Source organism: Halomonas sp. AOP25-F1-15 (genome assembly GCF_052378675.1).
Lineage (GTDB): Bacteria > Pseudomonadota > Gammaproteobacteria > Pseudomonadales > Halomonadaceae > Vreelandella > Vreelandella casei.
Genome location: NZ_JBQSXV010000002.1, coordinates 95465 through 118677 on the forward strand (window position 1 = coordinate 95465; position 23213 = coordinate 118677).

The 23213-nt window shown below is 54.1% G+C and carries 22 protein-coding genes; 16 read left to right on the forward strand and 6 right to left on the reverse strand.

What is annotated here, in order from left to right; translation table 11 throughout:
- The first annotated feature begins 44 nt into the window (after positions 1 to 44).
- A complete protein-coding gene (locus ACT3TF_RS03815) occupies positions 45 to 467 on the forward strand; it encodes an OsmC family protein (protein ID WP_096281515.1) in 423 nt (140 codons plus the stop codon).
- A 213-nt stretch (positions 468 to 680) separates the two neighbouring features.
- On the opposite strand, the gene ACT3TF_RS03820 is transcribed toward ACT3TF_RS03815, so the two are convergent.
- Positions 681 to 1091: a PRC-barrel domain-containing protein gene (locus ACT3TF_RS03820; RefSeq protein WP_441684585.1), complete on the reverse strand. Its 411-nt coding sequence runs from the start codon at positions 1089 to 1091 to the stop codon at positions 681 to 683.
- A 430-nt stretch (positions 1092 to 1521) separates the two neighbouring features.
- Here ACT3TF_RS03820 and ACT3TF_RS03825 point away from each other — a divergent pair, with 430 nt between their 5' ends.
- Entirely contained in the window at positions 1522 to 2493 is a 972-nt protein-coding gene (locus ACT3TF_RS03825; RefSeq protein ID WP_444671619.1) for a L,D-transpeptidase family protein, read from the forward strand.
- A gap of 16 nt (positions 2494 to 2509) precedes the next feature.
- Here ACT3TF_RS03825 and ACT3TF_RS03830 read toward each other — a convergent pair whose 3' ends face one another.
- On the reverse strand, positions 2510 to 3178 hold the full coding sequence (locus ACT3TF_RS03830; protein WP_441684583.1) for a 2OG-Fe(II) oxygenase: 669 nt from the start codon (positions 3176 to 3178) through the stop codon (positions 2510 to 2512).
- The gene (locus tag ACT3TF_RS03835; RefSeq protein WP_176483408.1) at positions 3175 to 3846 is read right to left on the reverse strand and encodes a CoA pyrophosphatase; all 672 of its coding nucleotides are present in this window, start codon (positions 3844 to 3846) and stop codon (positions 3175 to 3177) included. The genes ACT3TF_RS03830 and ACT3TF_RS03835 overlap by 4 nt, the downstream gene beginning before the upstream one ends.
- A gap of 94 nt (positions 3847 to 3940) precedes the next feature.
- On the opposite strand from ACT3TF_RS03835, the gene ACT3TF_RS03840 reads away from it, so the two are divergent.
- On the forward strand, positions 3941 to 4498 hold the full coding sequence (locus ACT3TF_RS03840) for an NUDIX hydrolase (RefSeq protein ID WP_096281504.1): 558 nt from the start codon (positions 3941 to 3943) through the stop codon (positions 4496 to 4498).
- A gap of 27 nt (positions 4499 to 4525) precedes the next feature.
- Here ACT3TF_RS03840 and ACT3TF_RS03845 read toward each other — a convergent pair whose 3' ends face one another.
- A complete protein-coding gene (locus ACT3TF_RS03845) occupies positions 4526 to 4837 on the reverse strand; it encodes an NGG1p interacting factor NIF3 (RefSeq protein WP_096281502.1) in 312 nt (103 codons plus the stop codon).
- A gap of 144 nt (positions 4838 to 4981) precedes the next feature.
- Between ACT3TF_RS03845 and ACT3TF_RS03850 the strand changes: the two genes are divergently transcribed.
- The 13 genes from ACT3TF_RS03850 (at position 4982) to ACT3TF_RS03910 (ending at position 22269) form a co-directional block, all read left to right on the forward strand.
- Positions 4982 to 5932 carry a sugar-binding transcriptional regulator gene (locus tag ACT3TF_RS03850; protein ID WP_096281499.1) on the forward strand — a complete coding sequence of 317 codons (951 nt, stop codon included), beginning with the start codon at positions 4982 to 4984 and terminating at the stop codon, positions 5930 to 5932.
- Between the two features lie 151 nt (positions 5933 to 6083).
- Complete coding sequence (locus ACT3TF_RS03855; RefSeq protein ID WP_096281497.1) at positions 6084 to 7406, forward strand: ABC transporter substrate-binding protein; 1323 nt, start codon at positions 6084 to 6086, stop codon at positions 7404 to 7406.
- Between the two features lie 92 nt (positions 7407 to 7498).
- On the forward strand, positions 7499 to 8389 hold the full coding sequence (locus ACT3TF_RS03860; protein WP_441684579.1) for a carbohydrate ABC transporter permease: 891 nt from the start codon (positions 7499 to 7501) through the stop codon (positions 8387 to 8389).
- Positions 8390 to 8418: 29 nt separating this feature from the next.
- The gene (locus ACT3TF_RS03865; RefSeq protein ID WP_407647818.1) at positions 8419 to 9285 is read left to right on the forward strand and encodes a carbohydrate ABC transporter permease; all 867 of its coding nucleotides are present in this window, start codon (positions 8419 to 8421) and stop codon (positions 9283 to 9285) included.
- Positions 9286 to 9296: 11 nt separating this feature from the next.
- Positions 9297 to 10445: an ABC transporter ATP-binding protein gene (locus ACT3TF_RS03870; RefSeq protein ID WP_441684577.1), complete on the forward strand. Its 1149-nt coding sequence runs from the start codon at positions 9297 to 9299 to the stop codon at positions 10443 to 10445.
- Positions 10442 to 11113, forward strand: a complete 672-nt coding sequence (locus tag ACT3TF_RS03875) for an HAD family hydrolase (RefSeq protein ID WP_096281490.1) — start codon at positions 10442 to 10444, stop codon at positions 11111 to 11113. Before ACT3TF_RS03870 ends, ACT3TF_RS03875 begins: the two co-directional genes overlap by 4 nt.
- 21 nt (positions 11114 to 11134) lie before the next feature.
- On the forward strand, positions 11135 to 12622 hold the full coding sequence (locus ACT3TF_RS03880) for a mannitol dehydrogenase family protein (RefSeq protein WP_444671621.1): 1488 nt from the start codon (positions 11135 to 11137) through the stop codon (positions 12620 to 12622).
- Positions 12622 to 14109, forward strand: a complete 1488-nt coding sequence (gene xylB, locus ACT3TF_RS03885; RefSeq protein WP_444671622.1) for a xylulokinase — start codon at positions 12622 to 12624, stop codon at positions 14107 to 14109. Before ACT3TF_RS03880 ends, xylB begins: the two co-directional genes overlap by 1 nt.
- A 20-nt stretch (positions 14110 to 14129) precedes the next feature.
- Positions 14130 to 15083 carry a transaldolase gene (tal, locus tag ACT3TF_RS03890; protein WP_096281484.1) on the forward strand — a complete coding sequence of 318 codons (954 nt, stop codon included), beginning with the start codon at positions 14130 to 14132 and terminating at the stop codon, positions 15081 to 15083.
- Between the two features lie 314 nt (positions 15084 to 15397).
- Complete coding sequence (locus ACT3TF_RS03895) at positions 15398 to 16885, forward strand: TolC family outer membrane protein (RefSeq protein WP_096281482.1); 1488 nt, start codon at positions 15398 to 15400, stop codon at positions 16883 to 16885.
- 77 nt (positions 16886 to 16962) lie between these two features.
- Positions 16963 to 18231, forward strand: coding sequence for an efflux RND transporter periplasmic adaptor subunit (locus ACT3TF_RS03900; RefSeq protein WP_096281480.1), 1269 nt, complete (start codon positions 16963 to 16965; stop codon positions 18229 to 18231).
- Positions 18231 to 21419, forward strand: a complete 3189-nt coding sequence (locus tag ACT3TF_RS03905; protein ID WP_096281477.1) for an efflux RND transporter permease subunit — start codon at positions 18231 to 18233, stop codon at positions 21417 to 21419. The genes ACT3TF_RS03900 and ACT3TF_RS03905 overlap by 1 nt, the downstream gene beginning before the upstream one ends.
- A 163-nt stretch (positions 21420 to 21582) precedes the next feature.
- A complete protein-coding gene (locus ACT3TF_RS03910) occupies positions 21583 to 22269 on the forward strand; it encodes a hypothetical protein (protein WP_441684568.1) in 687 nt (228 codons plus the stop codon).
- 40 nt (positions 22270 to 22309) lie between these two features.
- On the opposite strand, the gene ACT3TF_RS03915 is transcribed toward ACT3TF_RS03910, so the two are convergent.
- On the reverse strand, positions 22310 to 22510 hold the full coding sequence (locus ACT3TF_RS03915) for an alpha/beta fold hydrolase (protein ID WP_444671623.1): 201 nt from the start codon (positions 22508 to 22510) through the stop codon (positions 22310 to 22312).
- Between the two features lie 19 nt (positions 22511 to 22529).
- Positions 22530 to 23141 carry a TetR family transcriptional regulator gene (locus tag ACT3TF_RS03920; protein ID WP_441684565.1) on the reverse strand — a complete coding sequence of 204 codons (612 nt, stop codon included), beginning with the start codon at positions 23139 to 23141 and terminating at the stop codon, positions 22530 to 22532.
- Positions 23142 to 23213 lie beyond the last annotated feature (72 nt).

Sequence of the window (23213 nt, forward strand, 5' to 3'; positions counted from 1 at the left end):
AGCGACATATTTTTCTGCCTATTAGCACGTACAAGGAGTTGTTCATGGATCGCAAAGCTAGCGCACGTTGGGAAGGTGGATTGAAAGATGGTAAAGGCACCGTTTCAACCGAAAGTGGCGTATTAGATGCCAAGTACTCCTTTAAGCAGCGCTTTGAAGATGAAAAAGGCACGAATCCTGAAGAGCTGATCGGCGCAGCGCATGCCAGCTGCTTTTCGATGGCGCTTTCAATGATTCTGGGTGAGAAGGGTTATACCGCCGATTCTATCGAAACCAGTGCGAAAGTGACTCTTTCCCAAAGCGATGCCGGATTCGATATTTCTAAGATTCACTTAGACGTTGTCGCCGCCATCAGTGGCGCAGACGATGCAGCTTTCCAGGAAGCAGCGGAAACCGCTAAAGCCAATTGCCCGGTTTCTAAAGTCCTTAATGCCGACATTAGCATGACTGCTAAATTAAAAGGCTAATGTTGATCTATGTTATGGCGTCTTTTTTTTCTATGGGCTTTTAAGTGTTAGGCCCATTTCTTAATCAAGACGTCATGCCGCTTAAGTCTCTAATAAAAGGTATATGAGTTGAGTCTTTTTTAAATAGCACTAATGCCTTTTAAGTAAAGCGCGGTAAAACAAAAAGCCTTGGCGGTTGCCAAGGCTTTTATATTGGCTATTAGCGCCAATTCATTAGTCACGCGTATACTCTTCAGCGTCTTTGAGAGCATCTTCAGATGCATTAACGCTAATGACGTAGCCTTCGCCATCTTCTTCTTTGGTGAGTTCAAGCGAATCCCACTCGATAGCAACGCTTTTTTCACCCATACCTAGAAAGCCACCGACACCGACAACCACCGCGGTGACTTGGCCATCTTCATTGATCACGAGATCGGTAATGGTACCAATATCTTGATCATCCTCGACCGTGCTTTGAACCTGATTGCCGGTCAAAGCATCCGCATGGAAGGTGTTTTCTGGCGTAGTAGTGAGGTAGGTCGCTTCCATTGTTTCGGTCGTTTCTTCAGCGCTTGCCATACCTGCGGCAAGAATGAAGGCCGGAACGACGAGAGTACCTAGAATAGCGGGTTTAATCATTTTCATGTTTGCTTGCTCCTTGCATTATTATCGGGACTGAACGGCTCCGCGTTGCAGTCCTAGCGAACTAATAACGGCTGATAACCTTCCGAGCTGCCTTGCGCTGGAAATCTTCTTGCCGCTACTATTCCTAGTTTTATTAATCATCAAATCAAGCTAGATATTAAGCTGTACTAACTGCGTAAGATGATTAACGCCGCCTTGTGCTTAGTTGCACTAAGGCAATTAGCAGTTTAGTCGCTGTGTTCAGAAATACAATCGTTTCATTAAAACTTTTAGCAGGCTATGTGAGTGTTTAGGGCCGCCGTGCCGCTGCCATGCGACAATCTACCGAGTTGACCTACTCTTTGACAATGCTCATATTGCCGGGTCAAATGACCGCTTTCAGCCTACCTGCCGTGAATGTCAGGCCAAGGCCGCATAAAAAGGAAAACCCATGATATCGACTGCTAGGCGCTACCCCTTAACGCGTGTTAAGCAACTGTGGCTCGGCAGTATAACGCTGGGTGCATGGCTGTTGGCATCGTCTGCTGCTGCTGCCAGCGGCAGTGACTCTCCTCGAGGGCATTATCCGCTGCCTGAAAACGGCAATATGGTCGGCGAGGTCTCCACCGTCGCAGCCACAGAAGAAGATACGCTGATGGATATTGCCCGTGCTCACAACGTGGGCTACGAAGAAATTCGTATGGCTAACCCTGATGTCAGCCTTTGGGTGCCGGGGGAGGGAACCGAGGTGACGATCCCCGGTCAGTTCATTCTTCCCGATGAGGAGCGTACGGGCATTGTGATTAACGTGGCCGAGCTGCGCCTTTATTACTATCCCGATGTTAAGGCTGGCGAAACGCCGCGTGTCGAAACGTATCCGATCGGCATCGGGCGTGACGCCTTTAATACGCCGCTGGGAATTACGAAAACGACCATGCGCCTTGAGAATCCGGCCTGGTATCCGCCTGAATCAATTCGTCGTGAGGCGACCGAACGTGGCGACCCAGCACCCGCCGTGGTGCCTCCTGGTGCTGAGAATCCTTTAGGCCGCTTCACCATGCTGCTGGATATCCCAGGCTATATGATCCACAGCACTAACCAGCCAGATGGTGTTGGTATGCGCGCCAGCAGAGGCTGCATCCGCATGTATCCTGAAGATATTGAATCTGTGTTCTGGCGCGTGCCGGTGGGTACCCAGGTCAATATTATCGATGCACCAATCAAGCTAGGCTGGGGCGCCAACGATGAAAGCTTTGTGCAGGCCTTTACCTCGACAGACGAAAAGGCCTATGGCATGGAAACGCTGTTAAATGTCGTTGGTTTAATTGAGCAATACGAAGGCGGCAATCCGCGTAGCGTCGACTATGAGCAGGTGCGGGAGGTGCTAGATCAATCCAACGGCCAGATCGTTCCTCTCAGCTAGTTCAGCGTTTTCCCCGCTAGCGTGCGGGGTCAAGTACGCCGCCTAGCGAGGCATTGCGTCGAAACCAGCCTGCAATGCTGGTGCGCGACTGGCGGGTGGGAAGCACTTCGTGGGCGATAGTTTCAGACAAGAAGCAGGCGAAGGTGCCTGCTTCGGGCACTACCCGGGCGATCTCAAGACTGGAGTCGTCCGGGTGGTAGATCACCATTTCACCACCGGCATCGCTTGGCCAGTCGGGCGTTAAGTAACTGACAGTGGAAATCACGCGATTGGCGCGGCCACGAAAACTATCTACGTGGCGTTGATAAAAAGCGCCGGGGGGGTAGTGGGAAAAATGCGCTTCGTACTCGAACAGACCTAAAAACAGTGCATGATTAAGCGCCTGCTGTAGCTCGCTCATGGCATCTAAGTAACGCCGCTGAGCGGCGCTTTCACGATCCAGCCAGTGAATAGCGTCCCCGCGAATATCTTTACGCAGCAGATGCTGCTTGCCTCGGCCAATCCCCGCTTCATCTAATTTATTATAGGCCGCGCGGTGCAAAAGCTCGTGATTCAGCGCATCACATAGCTCAAGGTCAATAACCTCGCGGCCCACATACCAGCCCTGCTCGACCAGTGCATCCACCAGGGCATTTTGCGTTGCTGTTTGCAGCACGGGTGACGACGTTGTGGCGATCGGGGTCATTTGTTGGGTCTCGGTGGCGCCGGGCGAGAAGGCGTGGCAGATGACTTAGGAAGCCGGCTTTTGCGTTCAGGATAATGCTGTAGCGGGCCCTGCGGGCGTTGATATAAATCAATGGGCATGCCAAAGCCCTCTGCCAGTAATTCCACCAGCATCATTGCCGACAGCCCCCAGATGACATGGCCATCGACGTGATAGCTGGGTACATAGTGAGCAACGCCATCGACGGTAATGACATCGGTATGGGTGCGGTAGTCATCCAAAAAGTGGCTAAGTGGAACCTCAAAAATAGCGTCAAGCTCACCTGGGTCAGCAACCAGCGGTAAATCAGGCGGAATAATGCCAACCCAAGGGGTAACGCGAATCCCATGTAGTGAAATGACATCCGACAGCCTTCCCAGCGGCTCGACTAGGCTAGGGTCAAGGGCAATTTCCTCTTCAGCTTCGCGCAGGGCCGTTGCGTAGAGGTCGCTGTCAAAAGGTTCACGCTTACCCCCTGGAAAGGCCACCTGGCCGCTGTGAGTGCTTAAGTGGCTTGCGCGGCGGGTAAATAGTAAGGTTGGCTCTGGACGTTCGACAATGGGTAAAAGCACGGCGGCTTCGGGCATCACGATATGATCCAAACGCCGAGGAGTCAGTTGTTGCAGCTGTTGACGCAGTTTCTCTAACATAGGGTATCCAGTGACTTTGTTCTCTTTTACCCAGCAGCGGCCATTGACGTCAAGCGCGTCGAGGCTTCTATTCACTAGCCGTTGAGAATACGCGATGAATTTTTGTAGCCAGTGTGGTGATAAAGTACGTTTTGCCGTCCCTGAAGGCGATGATCGCCCACGCTACCTGTGTGATGCCTGCGGTACGATCCATTATCAAAACCCACGGATCGTGGCCGGCACGCTGCCGGTTAGTGGTAGCAAAGTATTGCTCTGTAAACGCGCGATTGCCCCGCGCAAGGGCTATTGGACATTGCCTGCTGGCTTTATGGAAAACGCTGAATCAACCCCGCAAGCGGCTACCAGGGAAACGCGGGAAGAGGCCTGTGCCGAGGTCGATCTGGCTAATCTGTATACGCTCATTGATCTGCCCCATATCAATCAGGTATTTATGATTTTCCGTGCCGAATTAGTCGGCGGCTTTAGTGCCGGGCCAGAAAGCCTCGACGTTGCCTTGTTTGAAGAGCACGAAATCCCTTGGGATGAGCTTGCTTTCATTACGATTGAACGTACGTTACGTCACTTTTACGCGGATCGCCCTCATGATGAATTCCCGCTGCACATCAGCATGGTGACACCGGAAGACCGCGAGCGTTATTTAGGCAGCGCCTAGACGGCTAAAAATAAACGGGCGCACGTGTTACAAATCGGCGAGTAGCCACACATCATAAGCGACTTCTTCATAGGGGTGGGCAAGTTTCAAGGCCGCAATAGCGCCGTGAATATGGGCCTCGTCGCATATCATCTCGATTTTGAACTCTTCAACGCTTGCCAAACTGCCGACCGTGCCGATATGCGGATTGGTGCCTTTCGTTGGCCGAAACTGGCCCGTGCCGCGGGTTTGAAAGCAGACATTCTCATACAAGCCAATATGCCCAGCGCCGGACTCAAATACGGCCTGCTTAACGCTTTCGGCATCGTCGATGGGTACGTAAAAAGCCAGTTTATACATGCATGATCTCCAAGTAGTGTGAGCGTGGTGAAGCGATATACCATTTGCCCATTAGCGCCGCTTTTCTATTAACGAATAGGTGACTTCTGATCTCGGCATTACCTTTGTATGATGACACGTAAATTAACATTGAGAGAGCAGCGTATGGATAAATTCGAGGTTAAGCTGGATCAGGCCGCCAGGGCCGCCTGGATGTCCTTCGTGGGCGGAATGACGCAGGATGAAATTGCCTACCAGCTAGGCGTCTCCAGGCCGGGAGTACAGCGGTTATTGGCCCTGGCGCGACAGGAAGGATTGGTCAAAGTCCATATTGATCATCCTATTTCCACCTGTATGGCGCTAGGCCGCACGCTGCGTGATCGTTTTAGCTTAGACTACTGCGAAGTGGTACCTGCTGATAATCACGCACCTGACAGCGCACTTTCCTATCTAGCGGTAGCCGCCGCAGAACGTATTGCCAAACTCGTTGAACGCAGTGAGCCGTTAACGCTTTCGTTAGGCTCTGGGCGTTCGGTGCGCGCCGCAGTGGAGTCGCTCAGGCGCGTTGAACGTCCACAGCATCGCTTTGTGTCGCTGGTGGGTAATGTCGCTAGGGACGGCTCGACGAACCGTTACGACGCCGTCATGTTGATGGCTGATAAAACCGGCGGAGAACGCTTTTTGCTGCCCACGCCGATAGTGGCTGGGTCGCTGGGCGAGAAAGAGGCGATGCTCACGCAGCGACTGTTCAAGGCGATTGCTGACGTGGCTACAGAATCAGAAGCCGCCTTCATTGGCATAGGGCGTATCGACCGGCAGGCCACGCTGTTTCGAGACCACTTCATTAGCGAAAGCGAGCTGGATGAGCTGTTGGGTTTAAAAGCGGTGGGCGAGCTATTAGGGTGGCCGCTTAACAGTGATGGCGACGTCATTGACTGTTCGATTACACGCCGCGTTACTAGCCTTCCCTTAGAGCGCTTTGGTAAACATCTCATGGTCGCCATTGCAGGTGGGCGTGAAAAAGCGCCGGCCATTCGCGCAGCGCTGCGCGGTGGTTGGCTCAAAGGATTGGTGACCGATGAGGTCGCCGCAAGGCAGATTGTAGAAGCGTTATAACGCGTCAGTGCGCGTAGCAGACACTAGGTTAGCGTAAAGTCTAAGCCCATGGGCTTTGCTTTTTTTCGGCTTACGTACGATCATTTGTTTGGTTGATGATCAATAAGATCAAGGCGACAACAATGCCAATACATGCCCATAGGAGTGCTTTATGCGACTCGCACGTCACTTGCCCGTCACCACGCTAGCCGCCGCCATTGCTATCGCGGGAAACGCCCAGGCGCAAACAGAACTTACCGTGGCGACGGTAAACAACAACGATATGGTGATCATGCAAAGCCTCACGGAGGCTTTCGAGGAAGCGCATCCCGACATTACCCTAGACTGGGTAGTGCTTGAGGAAAACGTGTTGCGCCAGCGTATGACCACCGATATTGCCACCGGTGGCGGTCAGTTTGACGTGATGACGATCGGTACTTACGAAGTGCCGATCTGGGCTGAGCGAGAATGGCTGGAGCCGCTGAATAACTTGCCAGACGAGTACGCTGAGGACGACTTGCTAGCCTCGGTGCGCGATGGCTTGAGCTTGGATGGCACGCTTCACGCGCTGCCTTTCTACGCTGAAAGCTCGATGATGTATTACCGCAAAGACCTGTTTGAGCAAGCCGGTATAGAAATGCCGGAGCAGCCGACGTGGGCGCAGGTGCGTGACTGGGCCGAAGAGCTTCACGGCAGCGAAGAGGGTTTGGCTGGGATCTGCCTGCGCGGCAAGCCAGGCTGGGGTGAGAACATGGCGCTCATCACAACGCTGGTGAACACCTATGGCGGGCGCTGGTTTGATGAGCAGTGGAACCCAGAACTCAACTCCGAGGCGTGGGTCAATGCCATTCAGTTCTATGTTGACCTACTGGGTAACTACGGCCCGCCAGGCGCTAGCTCTAACGGCTTCAATGAAAACCTAGCGCTGTTCTCACGAGGCAATTGCGCCATGTGGGTGGATGCCACGTCAGCGGCAGGCAAGCTTTACGATGCTAACGAGTCTGACGTCGCGGATAGTCTTGGCTTTGCGCCAGCCCCCATCGCTGAAACGCCTAAGGGCTCGCACTGGTTGTGGTCTTGGGCGCTGGCTATCCCTGCCTCCTCTGAGCATAAAGAGGCTGCGCTTGAGTTTATTACCTGGGCAACGTCGCAGGAATACATTGAGCTAGTCGGCGAAACCAATGGCTGGACCAGCGTACCGCCGGGAACCCGAGAGTCTACCTATGCCAATGAGCAGTACACCGACGCGGCTCCGTTTGCTGATTTCGTACTTAACGCTATCAAAGAAACGAACCCTAACGACTCAACCCTTGAGCCAAACCCTTATGTTGGCGTACAGACCGTCAATATTCCTGAATTTCAGTCGATTGGCACTCAGGTTGGGCAAAGCATTGCAGCGGCTTTAATCGGTGATACCACGGTTGAGCAGGCATTAGACGGTGCCCAGCGCGCTACCGAGCGCACCATGCAGCGAGCTGGCTACATCGAACGATAAATAGCCAACGCCTGCCCTTACTTGGCCGTTAGCATATAAGGGCAGGCGTTTTGTCGGTGTTTTCGCAAGTCTGTTGTCTCGCAGGTATTTCCATGAATAAAAAACGTGCTTCTGGCCGTACGGTCGGCGGGTTAAGAACGCTTTCCCTTCAGGCGCCCGCTGTAACGCTGCTGCTGCTGTGGATGATTGTGCCATTAGGCATGACGCTCTGGTTCTCCTTTCAGCATTACAACCTGCTAATGCCCAGCATGACGGGCTTTGCCGGGGTAGAAAACTATGAGTATTTGTTAACTGACCCTGCGCTGTGGCGCTCGATGATCAATACCCTACTGCTAGTGGGGTGGGTGCTGACGATTACCGTAGTGGGCGGCACGCTTCTGGCTGTGCTGTTTCAGCAGGACTTCGCGGGTCGTGGTATTGCTCGCGTATTGGCTATTTCACCTTTCTTCATCATGCCCACTGTCAGTGCGCTGGTGTGGAAAAACATGATGATGCACCCGTCTAACGGGGTGCTGGCATGGCTCTTTGAATCCGTTGGACTGCCGGCGGTCGACTGGTTTTCGGCATTACCGCTAACGTCCATCGTGATTATTGTCGCGTGGCAGTGGCTGCCCTTTGCGCTGTTGATTTTGCTCACCGCCATGCAGTCACTGGATGAGGATCAAGTGGAAGCTGCGCGCATGGATGGCGCGGGGCCGCTGGCTATTTTCTTCTTTATTACGCTACCGCACTTAAGGCGCGCGATCAGCGTGGTGATCATGATTGAAATGATCTTCCTGCTGACTATTTTTGCGGAAATTTTTGTGACGACCTCGGGCGGGCCTGGTTTAGCGACCACCAACTTGGCCTACCTGATTTATATCCGTGCGCTACTGGATTTTGACGTGGGCACTGCGTCCGCCGGTGGGGTGATTGCCATCATCCTTGCCAATATCGTGGCGATCTTCCTGGTCCGTATGGTGGCCAAAAACTTGGAAGACTAGACCGGCACTTGTGTCTTGGGAGCATTGCAATGACAACATTACGTTCCAAAACGGCTGCGCCACACTCGATGACGGGGTGGCGGTCAGCACAGGCAAAGCGGGCTTTTATAACCGTGCTGGGCTGGTCAATTGCCCTGGTGATCTTTTTTCCGATCTTCTGGATGATACTGACCGGATTCAAAACAGAAACAGCGGCGATTGCCGACCCGACGCTGATTTTTTCCCCGACGCTTGAAAGCTATCAGGCCGTACACGAGCGCTCTGGGTATGCACGCTTTGCGCTTAACAGCGTAGCGGTAGCCTTTGGCTCTACCTTCTTGGCACTGCTGATTGCGATACCGTGTGCCTACGCCATGGCTTTTTTGCCGACGAAGCGCACCAAAGGCACCTTGCTGTGGATGCTCTCCACTAAAATGCTGCCATCAGTGGGCGTGCTAGTGCCCATTTATCTGATCTTTCGCGATGTCGGCCTGCTCGATACGCGCACTGGGCTGATCATCATTTATACGCTGATGAACCTGCCGATTGTGGTGTGGATGCTCTACACCTTCTTTAAAGATATGCCCAAAGACATTCTAGAAGCAGGGCGGATGGACGGCGCTTCTACGCTGCAGGAAGTGTTCTTTTTGCTATTGCCGCTGACCCTTCCAGGCATTGCCTCAACCGGGCTGCTATCGGTGATTTTAAGCTGGAATGAGGCATTTTGGAGCCTCAATCTTACCACTTCAAAAGCGGCCCCCTTAACGGCGTATATTGCCTCGTTCTCAAGTCCTGAGGGTCTGTTCTGGGCCAAACTGTCAGCGGCATCCACTATGGCGATCGCTCCCATTTTAATACTGGGCTGGATGACTCAAAAACAAATGGTACGTGGCCTGACCTTTGGTGCCGTCAAGTAAAGGAGCTTCTCATGGCAACACTACAACTGCGCAATATTACCAAGCACTTCGGCGACACCCAGGTAATCAAAGGTATCGACCTTGAGGTGAATGATCGCGAATTCGTGGTCTTCGTGGGCCCCTCCGGCTGCGGTAAGTCGACCCTGATGCGCATGATCGCCGGGCTGGAAAGTGCCAGCGATGGCGATATTTTAATCGATGGCCAGCGTATCAATGACGTTGGGCCAGCGGATCGCGGCCTTGCGATGGTTTTCCAAAGCTATGCGCTTTATCCGCATATGACGGTGGAAGGCAATATGGGCTTCAGCATGAAGCTTGCGGGCGTGCCTAAAGAGGAGCGGCGTGCCAAGGTGCTGGAAGCGGCCAAAATCCTGCAGCTCGAACCACTGTTGGATCGCAAGCCGAAGGCACTTTCGGGCGGTCAGCGCCAGCGGGTGGCGATTGGCCGCGCCATTGTGCGCAATCCCAGTATCTTCCTGTTCGATGAGCCGCTTTCTAACTTAGACGCCGCGCTGCGTGTGCAGATGCGAATTGAGCTAGCACGGCTGCACGATGAGCTAGATGCGACCATGATCTACGTCACCCATGACCAGATCGAAGCCATGACCATGGCAGATAAAATCGTTGTGCTTCACGACGGCGTGGTGGAGCAGGTGGGTTCGCCTATGGCGCTCTATCACCATCCACGCAACCGCTTTGTGGCGGGGTTTATCGGCTCCCCCAAAATGAATTTTCTACCGGTAACGCTGACCGGCGTAACGCCTGAAGGAGTGGGTATTCGATTACCCGGTGGCGGTGAGCGCAGCGTACCGGCTGACGGCCAGCACTTGGTCGCCAACGCTACGCTTGAGCTAGGCGTTCGCCCGGAACATCTGGTACTTGATGAGCAAGGGCCGCTGAGTGGCGAGATTAAAGTGCTGGAGCGCCTGGGCGGCCAAACCTCGCTCTACGTTCAAATGGATGATGAGCTGGTCACGATTATGGCCGATGGTGACGTCGCCTATAGAGTGCACGACACGGTGCATTTTGGTTTTGCCCCTGAGCGTGCTCACTTGTTCGATGCGGATGGTCTAGCGTTATCCAGCTTGCAGCAGCACCCTCTGGCTGCGCTGACCCGCCATGATAACCGCGCCCCATCGCCTGCAGAGGACCCTGCATGAAGACGCTCATCTTTGACTGCGACGGAGTGCTGGTCGACAGTGAGGCGCTTGCTGAAGATACCCTCGTTGAGTACCTGTCGCGCTGGTTGCCTGATCTTAACGTCACCCAGGTGCTCAGTCAGGCACTCGGCATGACCACCGCCAATATTTTACGTCACCTTGAACAGCTAAGTACCCATACCTTGCCGCTCGATGCCACCGAACAAATGGATACGGCCATTGAGGCGCGTTTGGCAAGCGAGCTTCGAGCGATTGAGGGTGTAGATGAAGCCGTCCGGCGTATACCGCTTGCCAAGGCCATTGTCTCCAACAGCCGTCGTAGCCGCGTGCTGGCCTCGCTTGCCGGCACGCAGTTGGCGGATGCCTTTGGCGCAGTACCGATTTTTACCGCTGAACAGGTCGCTAAACCCAAGCCTGACCCAGCGCTTTATCGGCTCGCAGCGCATCAGCTGGGTCAATTGCCTAAAGACTGTTTAGTGGTAGAAGACAGCGTTTCCGGCGTGACCGCTGCCCACGCTGCCGGCATGTGTGTGATTGGCTTCGTTGGCGCCAGCCATGTGGATGCTGAACAGTCAGCACGACTGACTAACGCCGGTGCGTGGCGCATTTTAGACCATATGCGTGGTTTGGAAGCCTTGGTTAACGAGTGGCAGACCAACGCCAAGTGAGCCTTGACTGGAGAAATACCGATGACCCAACTTAACAACCTCAATCTAGCCAAGCTCAGTGCCGATGTTGCCACACCTGGCTATGACCGCCGTTCACTGACGCCCGGTATTGTGCATATTGGGGTAGGTGGCTTTCATCGCGCTCATCAGGCGATGTACCTAGATGCACTGATGAACCAGGGAGAGGCGCTGGACTGGGGGATTGTTGGCGTTGGCGTGATGGCTGGCGACAAACGCATGCAGCAGGCGCTGGCGGCGCAGGATTATCTGTATACGCTGGTGATCAAGCATCCTGATGGCCAATATGAGCCGCGTGTGATCGGCAGCATGGTGAATTACCTGTTTGCACTGGAAGACGGTGACGCAGTGGTTGAGCAGATGGCGGACCCGGCTATTCGTATCGTGTCGCTAACGGTTACCGAAGGGGGCTATAACTTTCATCCGGTGAGCGGCGAATTCGATGTTGAGAATCCGCAAATATGCGCTGATCTTGCCAATCCTACTCAGCCGTCCAGCAGCTTTGGCCTGGTCGTCGAGGCGCTTGCTCGCCGGCGTGCGCGGGGTGTGGCTCCCTTTACCGTGATGTCCTGCGATAATATTCAGGGCAATGGTGATGTGGCCAAACGCATGTTTGCTGCCTATGCTCAGGCGCGTGATCCTGAATTAGGCGCTTGGCTAACGACTGAGGTGGCGTTTCCCAATGCCATGGTAGATCGCATCACTCCGGTCACGTCGCCTGTCGATATTGACGAGCTGGCTCAACGCTTCGCGGTTGAGGATGCTTGGCCGGTGGTTTGCGAACCCTTTACCCAGTGGGTATTGGAGGACGATTTCCCCCTGGGGCGCCCCGCATTTGAGAAGGTGGGTGTTCAGCTAGTGGACGATGTTGAACCCTATGAGCTGATGAAGCTGCGCTTGCTTAACGCAAGCCATCAGGCACTGACCTACTTTGGCTATTTGGCGGGCTATCGCTATGCCCATGAAGTGTGTCAGGACCCGCTGTTCGTCAATTTTTTAATGGGTTATATGTGCGAAGAAGGCACCCCGACGTTATCGCCAGTGCCGGGCGTTGACCTTGAAGCCTATCGATTAACGCTGATTGAGCGTTTCGCCAACCCGCAAATTAAAGATACGCTGGCAAGGCTGTGCGCCGAAAGCTCTGATCGTATTCCCAAATGGCTCGTGCCGGTAATTCGCCAACAGTTGGCTCAGGGCGGTGATATAGCACGCAGTGCCGCTGTTGTTGCCAGCTGGGCGCGCTATGCTGAGGGTGTGGATGAGCAGGGCCAAGCTATTGAAATTGTTGATCGCTTAAAGGCGCCCTTGATGGCCATTGCCGCGCAGAACCGCACGCGACCCACGGCCTTTATTGAGAACCGTGAGCTGTTTGGCGATCTAAGCGACAGCCCTCGATTTGTTGACGCTTATCTAGCGGCGCTAACAGCGCTGCACGAACGCGGCGCACGCGCTACTCTAGAGGGGCTGGCCGTGTCCAAAGGAACGTTGTGATGTATATCGGGGTAGATTGCGGTACCCAAAGCACCAAGGTGGTCGTGGTAGACGTTGAGCGGGGAGGGATTCTGGCTGAGGCGAGCTGCCCCCATCGCCTTGATGAAGGCGAAAATGGCCGACGCGAGCAGGCACCCGCTGAGTGGTTAGCGGCCCTTAAAGGCGCTTTCTTTGCCGCGCTGGAGCATGCAGGAGTTCCCGCGAGTGACGTGCGGGGGATTGGTGTATCCGGCCAGCAGCATGGGATGGTGGCACTGGATGCCGACGGTGCGCCGGTTTACCCGGCCAAGCTGTGGTGCGATACCGAAACCAATGCGCAGAACATTGACCTAGTGGCGCGCTTGGGGGGCGAAGTAGGCTGTTTGGATAAGCTGGGACTGGTGCTGCAAACTGGCTACACAGCGTCTAAACTCGCTTGGCTGCGTGAGCAGCACCCCAATGCCTATCGACGAATTGACAGCCTGCTACTGCCTCACGATTACCTGAATTACTGGTTAACCGGTGAGCGCGTTACGGAGGCAGGCGATGCGTCAGGCACTGGCTATTTCGATACTCGCAACCGTTGCTGGCAGTTGGATGTGTTTGCTGAAATCGCCCCCGAACTCGACCCGGCGAAGGTATTGCCCCGCGTGCTAGAAGCCCATGAGCCAGCCGGGTTTGTGCGCCCAGCGGTTGCCCGAGAGCTTGGGCTGAGCGATCAGGTCGTCGTCTCTTCTGGCGGTGGCGACAACATGCTGGGCGCCATTGGTACCGGCAATATCACCCCAGGGCTGATTACGCTCAGCCTAGGTACGTCCGGCACCGTCTGCGCCTATTCGGCGACGCCTGTCGAATGTGACAGCGCCATGGTTGCTAACTTCTGTTCGAGTACCGGCGGCTGGCTGCCGCTTATTTGCACCATGAACGTTACTTCAGCCACCACGCGAGTGCGCGAACTGTTCGGTTTAGATCTGGCGGCATTTAGTGAGAAAGTAACCAGCGCGCCAATGGGCGCTGGAGGCGTTACCGTATTGCCGTTTTTTAATGGCGAGCGGGTGCCGATGCTGCCTGATGCGTCGGCGGACTTTCTCGGTCTAACTAGTTTAAATACCACCCAGGCTAATTTATGCCGGGGCGTGGTAGAAGGGGCCACGTTCGGGCTACGCTATGGGCTAGAGTTACTGGGTGATATCACCGCTGGCGCGAGCCAGATCAGGCTAATCGGTGGCGGTGCCAATAGCCCTGTATGGCGGCAGATGGTGGCCGATATCACCGGGACCCAGGTGATTTGCCCCGAGATAACCGATGCGGCAGCGCTAGGCGCTGCGCTCCAGGTGGCTTGGTGCGATCAGCGTGCAAACGGCGTAACGCTAGAGACGCTGTGTGAACGCTTAGTGCATTTGGATGCGCAGTCGCTGGCTGACCCACATCCAGAGAGGGTGGCCGCTTACCAACCCATTTATGCCCGCTATTGCGCGGCACTTGAACAACGCCATGGCGGCGCCTAACAGCCTATTAAGGAGATTGTATGACGAGTCAGTTGCAACAGTTGAAGCAACATTCGCTGGTAGTCGCCGATACCGGTGATCTTGACGCTATCCGCCGCTATCAGCCCCAGGATGCCACCACCAACCCGTCATTACTGCTTAAAGCCTTTAGCCTGGCAGGTTATCAAGGATTGATTGATGAAGAGCTGGGCAGCGTAAAAGCCTCAGGTAGCAGTCGTGAAGAGCAGGTTAGCCATGCCGTTGATCGGCTTGCAGTCGCCATGGGCAGTGAAATTTCAGCCGTGGTGCCGGGGCGTGTTTCTACCGAAGTTGCCGCGCGTCTTTCTTTCGATACCCAGGCCAGCATTGCCAAAGCCCATGAGTTGATCGAGCTTTATAGCGCCCGCGGTGTCGCCCGCGATCGTGTGCTGATTAAACTGGCATCTACCTGGGAAGGCATTCGTGCCGCCGAGGCGCTTGAGCGCGAAGGTATCCAGTGCAACCTAACGCTACTGTTTAGCGATGCTCAGGCCCAGGCGTGCTTCGATGCGGGCGTATTCCTGATCTCTCCTTTTGTGGGCCGTGTCACCGACTGGTACAAAAAAGAGACGGGCAATGATTACGCCCCTGCAAACGACCCAGGCGTTCAGTTTGTGCAGGGCGTGTGTGAGCGAGCCAATCAGGGTGGCTACGACACCGTGGTAATGGGCGCGAGCTTTCGTACTACGGGCCAGGTGTTAGCGCTGGCAGGCTGTCCGCGGTTAACCATTTCGCCCGCCTTGCTTGAAGAGCTGGAAGCCACTGAGGGCAGCGTCAGTGCGCAGATCAATGCTAGCGAAAGCAGTGGCAAGTCCGCGACAGCGTTAAGCGAATCAGCTTTCCGCTGGGGGCATAATCAGGATGCCATGGCGAACGACAAACTGGCTGAGGGGATTCGTCGCTTCCACGAAGATCAGCTTGAGTTAGAAGCGTTAATCGATAAACGGCTTGGTTAACCGGATAGCTTAGTCGCGTTTAGGAAAGCAGTATTAGCACAACGCCGCCCCAGCCAATTGGCTGGGGCGGCGTTGTTTTGTAAGTGGGGTATCGATTCGCGTGAGTTTCGCCAGCAAAAAAACCTATTTATCGTTAACCTATAATGCTTTGGACTAAGGTAAGCTTGACAATAGTGTGTACACACAAATTTCGATAGTTCAAGGCTAGCATACATACATGAATGTAACTATAATGCTCATCTTTCTGAATGGCCCAGTACGTTGATGACTTAGTACGCTCGCCATCCCGACGCTAATACTTAGAGGCAATACCCATGCGACTGGCACACTGGGCAGTCAATGCCCCTTTACGACCCTTGCTGTTAGCGGTATTCACCGCTTCTTTTGTGCTGCCTGTCCAGGCGGCTGATCTCATCACGATTACCCGTGATGCGTTAGATAATAACGCAGCACTTTCCTCGGCGCGCTCTGAGTATCTGGGCGTTGAAGCAGGCCGAGACGTTGCACGGGGTGCACTGTTACCTCAAGTTAATGCGACGGGTAATGTGGCGCATAACCAACAGTACGAAAGCCACGGAAGGTCTGGAATAGGTTCGGGCGCTGGTGATGTTGGATCGGGGGGGGCACAGCTTGGTAACGTCGGTGCGAGTGATGACCGTTACAACACGGTGTCGCTTCAGCTTGAAGCCACTCAGGCGCTATTTGATGAAGTGACTCGCCAACAGTTTACTCAGGCCGAACGACAAATTGATCAGCAGGTTTATCTGCTGGCAGCCACTGAACAACAGCTGTTGATTGATGTGGCTAGTGCCTATTTCGAAATTCTGCGCGCTTACGAAGTATTAGAGGCGCGTTTTGCTCAAGAGCGGGCGATTGGGCGTCAATTGGAGCAAGCCGGTGAGCAGTTCGAAGTGGGCTTGATTGCGATTACCGAAGTAGAAGAGGCGCGCGCTACATTCGATCAGTCACGTGCGGATCGCATTGCCGCAGAAAGCAGTCTGCAGGTGGCTTTTGAAGCGTTAGAGCAGCTTACCGGCCAGCGCTATGCCAGTATCGACGCGCTGGGAGACAGTATGCCGATTGCGCTTCCTGAGCCCAGCAGTCGCGACTATTGGGTAGAGCAAGCCATTGAGCGCAACCCGCAAGTATTAGCGCAGCAGGCAGGCATTGAAATTTCACGCAGTGGTGTGGACATTGCCCGGGCTGGACGTTTGCCAACTGTTCAGGCGTTTGGTAACTATCAATTCGCTGATAACGATATTGACGGCACTACCGGCTACGATTCGTCTAGCCAGGTGGGGGTGAGTGCCAACCTACCTCTTTATACCGGCGGCAGCACGAGCGCCAGGATTCGCCAAGGGACCTACCAACTGGAGAGCAGCCAGTATGATTTCGAGTCCCAGCGTCGGATGTCTATCCAGCAAGTGCGCTCGCTCTATACCCAAGTCAGTAATGATGTAGAAACGGTTGAAGCGCGTCAGCAGGCCATTGTGTCGAACCAAAGCGCGCTAGAAGCAACCCGCGCGGGCTATGAGGTGGGCACTCGTAATATTGTGGATGTGCTGAATGCTGAGCAGAACTTGTACAACGCTATCGCTAATTATGCTGAATCTCGCTACAGCTATGTGGTGAATTTGCTCTCGCTGCGTCAGCAGTCGGGGCTATTGGATGTGGATGCCATTGAAGACCTCAATAATTGGCTAACGGGCGATGAAGTGAACTTTACCTTGCCCGAAAGCGGCGGTGATGACCGCTACCAGCGCGCACTCGACATTGGTGCACCGCCCCAGCCTGGCCGGTAATAACGCCAGGTCGAACGTGAATTAGGCGCGAACCTGCTATCAGTCGATCTTAAAAAGATACATGGGAATTGAAACGTATGAAGAAAATGATTCACTCAAACAGAGCGAGTCTGGTGACGCTGGTAGCCGCGCTGGCACTTGCTGCCTGTGGTCAAGAACAGGCTGAGGCCCCGGAGCAGAGTCAGCAAGAGGCGCCTGCGCATAAAGTGGCAGTGGCAGAGATGGCTCGTCAAGATATAGCGCTGAATAAATCGTATCCTTCGCTGTTACGCAGCGATAACGAAGTCACTCTCGTCGCGCGAGTGAATGGTTCTCTGGAAGAGCGTCATTTCGAACCCGGGCAAATGGTAGAAAAAGGCGACCGTCTTTATACCATTGAGCCGGATCTTTATCAGGCCACCGTCAATCAGCGCGAAGCCGATTTACAAAGTGCGCAGGCTCAACTGTCTCGCGCTCAGCGTGATGCCCAGCGTTTTGAGCAACTGCTGAGCCAAAACTCGGTGAGTCGTCAGCAGTATGACCAAGCGTTAGCCGACCAGCGCGTTGCCCAGGCAAGCGTGGCACAAGCAGAAGCGGTATTGACCAGCGCCAATCTAGACCTAGGCTATTCCCAGGTGACCGCGCCCGTCTCGGGCATGATCGGCTTGAGTCAGATCAACGTGGGCAATGTGGTGACGTCTGGCACGGAGCTTGCCACCATCACACCCCTGGACCCGCTAGAGGTGCGCTTTCAACTGCCCCAGCGCGATGCTTTTGAGCTGCGTCGGCAGTTGAGCCAGGGCGGTGATCCTTCTGATATCCGCGCCCGGTTAAGCATTCCCGGTGTGAGCGGTGGCACTGACTCTGAGCTTGAAGGGCACTTAGACTTTCTTGGTTCGCGAGTGGATAGCGGTACGAGCACGGTACAAGCATCCGCCACGTTCGAGAATCCTGAGGCTACCGTACTACCAGGTCAGTTTGTACGCGTTAGCATTGAGGGCTTAAAGCGCTTTGATGTTATGGCCGTGCCTGAAATTGCCGTTACTCAGGGCTTAATGGGCCCGCAGGTACTGGTGTTGGATGACGAGAACAAGGCTCGCGCACAAACGATCTCCTTAGGTGAAGTGGCAGGCCCGTGGCAGCTGATTCGCGAAGGGGTTGAGCCAGGTGATCGAGTGATTGTCGGTGATCCTGCCGGTTTATCACCGGGTATGGCGATTGACCCGCAGCCGTTCGATGGTGATGCGGCAGCCGTTGTTGAAGATGTTGAGCAGCAAGAAGCACAAGAGCAGGCTGAAGCAGCACAAGCAATGGAAGCGGGTGCTGCCGATGGACAGCCCGCTGAAGGAGAAGAGGGTGCGCAATAATGAACTTCTCTAACTTCTTCATCAGCCGCCCGATATTTGCCACGGTACTGGCAATTATCGTGACGCTGGTAGGCGTTATGTCCATGCGAGTGCTGCCTATTGAGCAGTACCCTAGCGTGGTGCCGCCTACCGTGTCGGTGCAGGCGCAGTTTCCTGGTGCCGACGCAGAAACCGTTGCCCAAACGGTCGCGGCACCGCTAGCAGAGGCTATAAACGGCGTTGAGGACATGCTGTACATGACCTCAAACAGCGCTGATAACGGCATTATGAGCCTGAGTATTGCGTTCAATATCGGCACCGATGGCGACATTAATACCATTAACGTCAATAACCGTGTGCAGGGTGCGCTGTCGCAATTACCCGAGGCCGTGCAGCAGCAAGGCGTTACCGTCGAGCTGCGTTCAGACTCTATTTTGATGTTTATTGCGTTGACCTCACCCAATGGGGACTACAACAACGTCTATATGCAGAACTACGCCACGCTCAATATTCTGGATGAACTGCGCCAAGTGCCGGGTGTGGGTAATGCGGAAGTGCTGGGTGGCGGTGAGTTTGCCATGCGTATTTGGATGGACCCAGACAAGCTGGCTCAGTACGACATGACGCCTAGTGAAGTGGCCAGCGCTATTAGGTCGCAAAATACAGAAATCCCAGCGGGTAGCTTGGCATCCACGCCCCAAGGCGAGCCGCGTGCTTATACGTATACGATTACCGCAGGCGGCCGACTGAATAATGTGGACGACTTCCGCAATATTTACTTGCGCACCAATAGCGATGGTTCGTCACTGCGCTTGGAAGACGTGGCACGTATCGAACTCGGGGCGTCTTTCTACGGTATTGACGCGCGCCTGAACGGCTCTACGATGACGCCGATTATCATCAACCAGCAGCCTGGAGCCAATGCATTAGCGACAGCTAATGGTGTGCGCACCACTATGGATGAGCTCGAGAGCCGTTTCCCACCAGGGCTTGAGTATGTCGCGCCTTATGACACTACGTTGTTTATTGATGCCTCGGTCGAGACGGTTCTACACACGTTTATTGAAGCCTTTCTGATCGTTATCGTCATTCTGTTTATATTCTTACAGAACTGGCGCTTTACCGTGATTGCGATGTCGGTGGTGCCGGTCGCCGTGGTAGGTACTTTTGCCGGTTTCTATCTACTTGGTTTCTCAATCAATCTACTGACGCTGTTCGCGCTGGTGCTATCGATAGGTATCGTGGTTGATGACGCCATCTTGGTGGTTGAAAACGTCGAACGTGTACTCAGTGAAGAAGAAGATATAAGCGTTCGCGATGCTACCATCCGAGCAATGAGAGAGGTCGGAGGGCCGGTCATTGCGACATCGCTGATTATGGCTGCCGTGTTTATCCCCGTTGCTTTCCTGGGCGGATTTACCGGGCAGATTTATCAGCAGTTTGCGATTACCGTGGCCATTTCCGTCGCGCTATCGGCAGTCATGGCGCTGACCTTTACGCCGGCGCTCTCTGCGATCTTTATCAAGCACAAAATCGCAGGGGCGGGTGAGTCTAAATTTAAACGTGCCTTGAATACGCCTTTGCGCCTGTTTGATCGCATGTTCGCCGGTATCACTGCCGCTTACATGTGGGTGGTGAAAGGTTTGGTGCGTCTATGGGTGTTGGCATTAGCGCTCACGGTGCTGGTCGGCGTTGGCTCTTACTGGCTTTACGCCAATACGCCTTCAACGCTGGTGCCAGAAACCGATCAGGGTATCGTGTTGGTGAGCGTGTCGCTGCCGGATGCCGCGTCGCTTGATCGTACCCAGCGTTACATGGAAAAGCTCAGTGCTGAAATTGAAGCGATTCCGGGCGTTGAGTATTCCTCAGCTATTGCGGGTTACGACATTCTGTCGAGCGCAGTGAATACGGCTCGAGGGATCATTTTCGTCAACATGAGCACTTGGTCTGAGCGTGATCTGACGGCCAGTGGCCTTGTCGGGCAAATCATGCAGCTGGGGGCGAGTATTGACGGTGGCTCTGCCATGGCGTTTAACGTGCCGCCGATTATGGGTCTCTCGACGACCGGCGGTTTTACCGGTTACCTGCAGTCGTTTGATGGTGCATCAACGCGGGAGTTGTATGATGCATCGCTGCAAATTATGCAGAAGGCCAATGAACATCCTGCTTTAAACCAAGTGTTTTCAACGTTCAACGTTAACGTGCCTTCGTACCGCGCGAACATTGATCAGCAGAAGGCCTTGAGTTACGGCGTGTCACTGGGGGATATTAACTCAGCACTAGGCAATACGTTTGGTAACGGTTTTGTGAACTACTTTAGCTATCAAAACCGTAATTTCCAGGTGTACCTGCAAAACGAAGATGACTTCCGTAAGACGCCAGATGACGTTAGCAGCGTGTATGTGCGCGGCGGTAACGGCGAGCGTATACCGCTTTCCGAATTCGTCGAACTTGAGCGCCAAACGGGGGCTGCCGTGGTATCTCGCTTCGGTGTTTATGCAGGCGCCCAGTTCCAGGGTAATCCTGCGCCCGGCTACAGTTCTGCTCAAGCGATTGAAGCGATGGATTCAATCGTACAAGAGACGCTAGGCACTAACTGGGGGATGGGCTGGACCGGTACTGCTTATCAGGAGGCCAATCTAGGTAATGCGGCTACTATGGCGATCGTGTTTGGTATGCTGATGGTGTTCTTGATACTCGCGGCCCAGTATGAAAGCTGGTCACTGCCGCTGGCGGTACTAACGGCGACGCCTTTTGCTTTCCTTGGCAGTATCGGGGGCATTGTACTGCGTGGCCTAGACACCAGCGTGTATGTGCAAATAGGCATGCTGGTGGTCATAGGGCTGGCGGCGAAGAACGCTATCTTGATCGTCGAGTTCGCTGAACTTCAGCGTAAAGAGCATGGTAAATCAATCCGCGAAGCGGCGATTATTGCGGCAGAACTGCGTTTCCGCCCGATTGTTATGACCTCGCTAGCGTTCATCTTTGGTACTCTGCCGCTGGCGCTAGCCACCGGCGCCAGCGATGTGAGCAGTCACCACATTGGTACCACGGTTGCAATGGGTATGCTTTCTGTCGCAACGCTGGGCAGCCTGTTTATTCCGAGCTTTTACGCCATGATTGCGACAGCGTCGGATTGGCTAGGCCGTAAGACGCGAGGGCATAAGCACGAACCCTCCAAGCCAGCGCTTGAGCACAATCAAGACTAATTAGCCCCCTGAACGATGGGTAAGCAATAAACGGGCGTCACTTTCGGGTGATGCCCGTTTTTTTATCTGACGAAAATAGCCTGAAAAGTGGTACTAAAAAGCTAATGTAGACTAAGCTTTAAATAATAATACATCGCCGGCTAAGTATCGGAGGAGCGCCACTATGGAACATGTACTGCACGCTGCCATGCAATTTCCGAGCATTGTGCTCGTTGTCTTACTCGGGTTACTGGCGTTCTACTGGCTATTAGTGCTGATTCGAGTAGCCCCGCTAGATTTATTTGAACGTGATAGCTTAAAAGAAGACCACCTCGCCAGCACGCTGGTCTCGCTAGGCTTTGCCGGTGTGCCTGCCATACTGGCATTGAGCGTTATTTTGGCTATTTCAGCGGCGCTCACGTTGACGATAGAGCTATTAGTCTTGCGCTGGCTGCCACTTGGCTTAATACGTATTCCGGTGGGCGTACTGGTGTTGTGGTTGTCAATGGTCGCTGCTTCCCCTATCGCCGCATCGATTTGCCACGCGCTACACCGTGGGTTGCACCGCTATCGTCCGTTTACTCGCCGGTGCTTGTTGGGAGAAACCGTGGTGGTGACTGAGCGCCAAGGCCGCGGTGAGTTGGCATTTGCAGTGATTGATAATGAGCCGAACAGCGCAGTAACGCTGCATAGCAAAGAGGGGGCGTTGCCACTTCAAGGCGAGCGTCGTGTGCTGGTGAAGTACCTGCCCTCAGAGGGCGCTTATCGGAGCGTGTCAGAGCAAGACTACCTAGAAACACGCGTTCATTTGAACAAGCTGCGGCTCAACCGAAAAAAACGCCACTCGGCGCCGTACTCTACTTCGCATTGATAGCAAACAGCTGGGCGCATTGCCTACAAGCGTCGCTCAGCTATTGCCACCACTTCCGCCACTGCTGGGTTAGCCACTGAGTGATAGTAGGGCTAACCTTGGTCGCTTGAGTTTGCTTGTTGGGTACTACATCAGCCTTTGCAGTCCGTATTAAAAAGCGCTCAATGGGCATGACCTGTTCAGGTCGGTCTAGCATGGGGGCGTGCCCGCAGTTAGGTACGCTGAGTGTCACCAGCTGCATTAAGAGTGGCGTTAAATAATTAGCGCTGCATCATGCGGATGGAAGTGTCGATCATTTCTCCACCGCGTTCCCGAATAGAATAAGCACCGGGGTTGCGTAGCCAGTCGTGGAAGAGACCACCTAGCATTGACTGCATCAGCCGCGTGGCAACGGCTGGCGAGAGGTCTTCACGCAACAGCTGCTGCTGTTGAGCGATTTCAAACACTGACAGCATTTCATCGAAACACTCGTTACCAATTTTATCCTGCATTTCGAGCGGGTTGATATCACTGAAGAACTCGCAGCGATGCAGCAAGATGGACAGTATGCGTTGATATGAGGGCTGTTCAATACGAGCCAAGCCGGCATGGCAGGCTAAGCGGATGGACTCAAGGGGCGATTTTCCCGCCTCGGTTTTCTCCACTTCTTCCATGAGCGATTGAAAGGGCATGCGGACTTGTTCGACAAGCGCCATGAACAAATCGCCCTTATTTTTAAAATGCCAATAAACAGCGCCTCGAGTAAGGCCTGCATGGCGAGCAATTTGTTCTAGTGATGTGCGTGCCACGCCTTTGGCAAAAAACACCTCTTCGGCAGCCTCTAACAGTGCTTCCCGAGTGGCAGCAGCTTCAGCTTTAGTTTTTCTTGCCATGGCGCGCAACCTTATGATCGAAACGTAATGGTCACATTTTAACCTAAGCTGGCTGATATTTACATTCAAAAC